We start from the raw sequence: 3,391 nt of genomic DNA on the forward strand, positions 1-3,391 counted from the left end.
GTTGGGTGATGAGTGTTGATTTCTAGTCTTTGATTAGATCGTTCTTTAAAAATTCGGGTATGTGATAGAAAGATAGACTGGATGGCACTTTCACTGGTGTTCATTCAGGCTAAGGTAAAGTTTGTGAAATGCAAACTTTCGGCGAATGTCGTCTTCACAGTATAACCAGATTGCTTGGGGTTATATGGTCAAGTGAAGAAGCGCATACGGTGGATGCCTTGGCAGTCAGAGGCGATGAAAGACGTGGTAGCCTGCGAAAAGCTTCGGGGAGTCGGCAAACAGACTGTGATCCGGAGATGTCTGAATGGGGGAACCCAGCTGTCATAAGACAGTTACCTTGCACTGAATACATAGGTGCATGGAGCGAACCAGGGGAACTGAAACATCTAAGTACCCTGAGGAAAAGAAATCAACCGAGATTCCCTTAGTAGTGGCGAGCGAACGGGGACCAGCCCTTAAGTTGATTTGAGATTAGCGGAACGCTCTGGAAAGTGCGGCCATAGTGGGTGATAGCCCTGTACGCGAAAATCTCTTGTCAATGAAATCGAGTAGGACGGGGCACGAGAAACCTTGTCTGAACATGGGGGGACCATCCTCCAAGGCTAAATACTACTGACTGACCGATAGTGAACCAGTACCGTGAGGGAAAGGCGAAAAGAACCGCGGAGAGCGGAGTGAAATAGATCCTGAAACCGTATGCGTACAAGCAGTGGGAGCCCACTTTGTTGGGTGACTGCGTACCTTTTGTATAATGGGTCAGCGACTTATTTTCAGTGGCAAGCTTAACCGAATAGGGGAGGCGTAGCGAAAGCGAGTCTTAATAGGGCGTCTAGTCGCTGGGAATAGACCCGAAACCGGGCGATCTATCCATGGGCAGGTTGAAGGTTAGGTAACACTGACTGGAGGACCGAACCGACTACCGTTGAAAAGTTAGCGGATGACCTGTGGATCGGAGTGAAAGGCTAATCAAGCTCGGAGATAGCTGGTTCTCCTCGAAAGCTATTTAGGTAGCGCCTCATGTATCACTGTAGGGGGTAGAGCACTGTTTCGGCTAGGGGGTCATCCCGACTTACCAAACCGATGCAAACTCCGAATACCTACAAGTGCCGAGCATGGGAGACACACGGCGGGTGCTAACGTCCGTCGTGAAAAGGGAAACAACCCAGACCGTCAGCTAAGGTCCCAAAGTCATGGTTAAGTGGGAAACGATGTGGGAAGGCTTAGACAGCTAGGAGGTTGGCTTAGAAGCAGCCACCCTTTAAAGAAAGCGTAATAGCTCACTAGTCGAGTCGGCCTGCGCGGAAGATGTAACGGGGCTCAAACCATGCACCGAAGCTACGGGTATCACCTTAGGGTGATGCGGTAGAGGAGCGTTCTGTAAGCCTGTGAAGGTGAGTTGAGAAGCTTGCTGGAGGTATCAGAAGTGCGAATGCTGACATGAGTAACGACAATGGGTGTGAAAAACACCCACGCCGAAAGACCAAGGTTTCCTGCGCAACGTTAATCGACGCAGGGTTAGTCGGTCCCTAAGGCGAGGCTGAAAAGCGTAGTCGATGGAAAACAGGTTAATATTCCTGTACTTCTGGTTATTGCGATGGAGGGACGGAGAAGGCTAGGCCGGCCTGGCGTTGGTTGTCCAGGTTTAAGGTGGTAGGCTGAGATCTTAGGTAAATCCGGGATTTCAAGGCCGAGAGCTGATGACGAGTGTTCTTTTAGAACACGAAGTGGTTGATGCCATGCTTCCAAGAAAAGCTTCTAAGCTTCAGGTAACCAGGAACCGTACCCCAAACCGACACAGGTGGTTGGGTAGAGAATACCAAGGCGCTTGAGAGAACTCGGGTGAAGGAACTAGGCAAAATGGCACCGTAACTTCGGGAGAAGGTGCGCCGGTGAGGGTGAAGGACTTGCTCCGTAAGCTCATGCCGGTCGAAGATACCAGGCCGCTGCGACTGTTTATTAAAAACACAGCACTCTGCAAACACGAAAGTGGACGTATAGGGTGTGACGCCTGCCCGGTGCCGGAAGGTTAATTGATGGGGTTAGCGCAAGCGAAGCTCTTGATCGAAGCCCCGGTAAACGGCGGCCGTAACTATAACGGTCCTAAGGTAGCGAAATTCCTTGTCGGGTAAGTTCCGACCTGCACGAATGGCGTAACGATGGCGGCGCTGTCTCCACCCGAGACTCAGTGAAATTGAAATCGCTGTGAAGATGCAGTGTATCCGCGGCTAGACGGAAAGACCCCGTGAACCTTTACTATAGCTTTGCACTGGACTTTGAATTTGCTTGTGTAGGATAGGTGGGAGGCTTTGAAGCGTGGACGCCAGTTCGCGTGGAGCCAACCTTGAAATACCACCCTGGCAACTTTGAGGTTCTAACTCAGGTCCGTTATCCGGATCGAGGACAGTGTATGGTGGGTAGTTTGACTGGGGCGGTCTCCTCCTAAAGAGTAACGGAGGAGTACGAAGGTGCGCTCAGACCGGTCGGAAATCGGTCGTAGAGTATAAAGGCAAAAGCGCGCTTGACTGCGAGACAGACACGTCGAGCAGGTACGAAAGTAGGTCTTAGTGATCCGGTGGTTCTGTATGGAAGGGCCATCGCTCAACGGATAAAAGGTACTCCGGGGATAACAGGCTGATACCGCCCAAGAGTTCATATCGACGGCGGTGTTTGGCACCTCGATGTCGGCTCATCACATCCTGGGGCTGAAGCCGGTCCCAAGGGTATGGCTGTTCGCCATTTAAAGTGGTACGCGAGCTGGGTTTAGAACGTCGTGAGACAGTTCGGTCCCTATCTGCCGTGGACGTTTGAGATTTGAGAGGGGCTGCTCCTAGTACGAGAGGACCGGAGTGGACGAACCTCTGGTGTTCCGGTTGTCACGCCAGTGGCATTGCCGGGTAGCTATGTTCGGAAAAGATAACCGCTGAAAGCATCTAAGCGGGAAACTTGCCTCAAGATGAGATCTCACTGGAACCTTGAGTTCCCTGAAGGGCCGTCGAAGACTACGACGTTGATAGGTTGGGTGTGTAAGCGCTGTGAGGCGTTGAGCTAACCAATACTAATTGCCCGTGAGGCTTGACCATATAACACCCAAGCAATCTGCACGGTTCGAGAGAACAGACCAGATTGCGGTGACTGTGAAGACGACACGAACCGAGAGTTTGCACACGAACACCTGATCACATACCCGATTTGCTGAAGCGTTCCCTGGAACGAGTCAGTACCCGAATTTCTTGACGACCATAGAGCATTGGAACCACCTGATCCCATCCCGAACTCAGCAGTGAAACGATGTATCGCCGATGGTAGTGTGGGGTTTCCCCATGTGAGAGTAGGTCATCGTCAAGATTGAATTTCAGAACCCCGTCTGCGCAAGCAGGTGGGGTTTTGTTTT

General features: G+C 51.5%; 2 rRNA genes. Both read left to right on the top strand.

The annotated features are described in order from the left end of the window. Positions 1 to 186 precede the first annotated feature (186 nt). Positions 187 to 3,080 (top strand): 23S ribosomal RNA (locus tag EC915_RS24540). Between the two features lie 149 nt (positions 3,081 to 3,229). Continuing rightward, a 5S ribosomal RNA gene (rrf, locus tag EC915_RS24545) occupies positions 3,230 to 3,345 on the top strand. The last annotated feature ends 46 nt before the right edge of the window (positions 3,346 to 3,391 follow it).

Source organism: Pseudomonas sp. LP_7_YM, assembly GCF_004364435.1.
GTDB lineage: Bacteria > Pseudomonadota > Gammaproteobacteria > Pseudomonadales > Pseudomonadaceae > Aquipseudomonas.